Below are 2,449 nucleotides of genomic sequence, written 5' to 3' on the forward strand. Positions count from 1 at the left end.
TGTTCCGATACAGGGAAATAGTAAGTCCGTTCCTCTTATATATACACCCGGACTAAACCAAACTGACTTTTAATAATGGAAATCGGGATTATAGCGGTAGCCCTTGCCCTCTTTCACAATCATGCGCTTGTTCACAAGGAACTTGTTCAAATCCACATGGATATTGCGTCCACGCTTGTAGCCGATACTTGCATAACCCTGTTTCAAGGTCTTTAGGACATTCTCGTAACCATATATGACCTGTTTGCCAAAACCGTTTTCCAAAGCTGTCCTGTGCTGTTGCTCCGTCAGTTCTGCCAGTGGAAAGCCCCTGTCTTGGCTGGGTTGCTTGAATACATAACCGTCCACGGCTTCGGGCAATGCGCTGTCGTTGATACGGAATGCGAACGGGTCAAACTCCCGGTCACGTATGTGCATCGCCTTTACCTCGCTTATGTTGCCGTCCTGCGTACTTTTGGTAATTTGCAGGACGGTTTCAGCCTTATTGTTCAGTTCCGTACCGATATGCCCCCTTGTGTTGTCATCCCCCTTGTTCAAATGCAGTACGGTATGGATATGCAGGTTATATCCGCTTGACCAGCGCATCAAGAGGTTGATTAGGTCAGTCGATTCGCTGGGGCTGTTGATGTCATACATCAAGTCACGGATTCCGTCAATGATGAGCAACCCCACATCGGGCATATTTTCAAGCATATAACCGATAATCTGTTTCCGCTTATCGGGTGTCTGCTCCCTTAGCACGATGAAAACAAAATCGTCCCTGTCCTTGTCGGTAGGCAGTCCGGCAAGCCGCAAAATACGCTCCATGACCTTGTGGCAATGGTATTTGCTCTGCTCGGTATCTACATAGAGGATTTTCCGTTTGTTCGGTGGCAGGTATGCCGAATACTTCAATACCTCGTCATTCTTCAACGCTGCCGCAACGATAGCGGAAATGTTGAATGTCTTTTTGCTCTTGGCTTTACCCGTGGATGCACTGAAATTACCCAACGTGCCAATGGTAGAGCCGTTCACCCAGAGTATTTCGGGCGGCACTTCGTAAGTGTCCGTCACCTTTAGATGAATGGTTTTCCAAAGGGCTGCGAAATCCTCTTTCTGCATGGTGATGTCCTGCCCGGCTTCTGTCGCTTTTCTATTTTCCATAGCCGTTATTTCTTTAGAGGACGGTTAAGGATATACTTCTGCGCTTCCTGCTCTATCTGCGCCTGCGTCTTGACCGGGTTCTGACGCAACCATGCTTCCAACTCCGCTTTCTCAAAATAAAGCATTTTGCCCTGCGGCTTGTAATGGGGTATCAAGTTACCCGAAGTCAGCTTGTACAGGTAACTTTTAGAAAGGTTCAAGAACTTGCTCGCTTCATCGAAGCTAAGCACGTTCTTTGAAAGGAACAACATCTTTTCGAGTTCGGAAACTCTTAACTCTAAATTTTTTTCCATATTGTTTAGGAATTTAGGTGAAACAATATGAAGGTGCGCACCCTCGTTTTTTTGTTAACGGGGGCAAAGTTAAGAGCTTGAAAATGAAGTCTAATTGACCTTTGTTTGAGCGTTCAATCTATGCTCAACCTTTTTGCAGTTGTTTGATGTATTTGTCTATGATTTCATATCCTTTCGGATAGATGTTTTTCGCTTGGTCTGTCGCACTCGACAGGTCAGTACGTGTAAGCGGTTCACCTTTTATCTTCTTCAATATCAGTTTATTGTTTGCTATGACAGACTGCCATTCATAAACGATGTAATTATAACAGCTAAGTTGCATCATAAGATAGGCTAACAGACGGGTATTATTAACTTTCAATACCCCATTCAGTTTGCAGTTGAAAAAATCGGTAAGTATTTTGGCACTGACGGTAGTAGTAAACATATTCGCTTCATTCACACAGTCGGTCAGAAGTTTGATTTCATTAGCTTTCAACGTGGACTTGAAAGGATTGCTTTTGCCCACAATCTTGGTTGGATTAGTATCTGCACTTTCCTCTTTCTCTTTTGGCAAGGCTTGCTCTTGGATGGCAACCGCATCTGTATGGTAATTGCTTTCCTGTTCTTGCAGATAGCGCAAATATTTGGAAAGCACGACAAGATTAACGATAATGGACAAATAAGGAAGCCGCCCATCATAACAGGACGGTTCATGCAAATATGCATCCATATCAAAATCAGAGCAGCGGAAACCGATATACTTTTTTCTTTCATCAGAATTCAAGTCCTCAAAATAACCACTTTCCCACAAAAAATCGGGAATATCCATGTCCAATACAATGTTACGCACGACACGGTATTTTTGTTGGATGGCTACAATATTTTCAGTCACACGGAAAATTTCTTGTCGCAAATAATCCTTTAGCTGGGCTTGCGTCAAATATTCACGTTTTAAAAATAGTGCATCTACTTTAGTTTTATAGTCATGAGCTATACAACTATCTAATATCTTCTGTATTTCTCTGAAATTG

General features: G+C 43.2%; 3 protein-coding genes. All 3 read right to left on the reverse strand.

What is annotated here, in order from left to right:
* Positions 1–69: 69 nt before the first annotated feature.
* Positions 70–1,143 carry an AAA family ATPase gene (locus BWI44_RS14655; RefSeq protein WP_004323659.1) on the reverse strand — a complete coding sequence of 358 codons (1,074 nt, stop codon included), beginning with the start codon at positions 1,141–1,143 and terminating at the stop codon, positions 70–72.
* A 5-nt stretch (positions 1,144–1,148) separates the two neighbouring features.
* Positions 1,149–1,436: a helix-turn-helix domain-containing protein gene (locus tag BWI44_RS14660; protein ID WP_005944327.1), complete on the reverse strand. Its 288-nt coding sequence runs from the start codon at positions 1,434–1,436 to the stop codon at positions 1,149–1,151.
* A 124-nt stretch (positions 1,437–1,560) separates the two neighbouring features.
* The coding region (locus tag BWI44_RS14665; RefSeq protein WP_286814777.1) for a hypothetical protein at positions 1,561–2,449 on the reverse strand (889 nt) is incomplete at its 5' end.

Source organism: Bacteroides sp. Phil13 (assembly GCF_001940965.1).
Taxonomy (GTDB): domain Bacteria; phylum Bacteroidota; class Bacteroidia; order Bacteroidales; family Bacteroidaceae; genus Bacteroides; species Bacteroides intestinalis.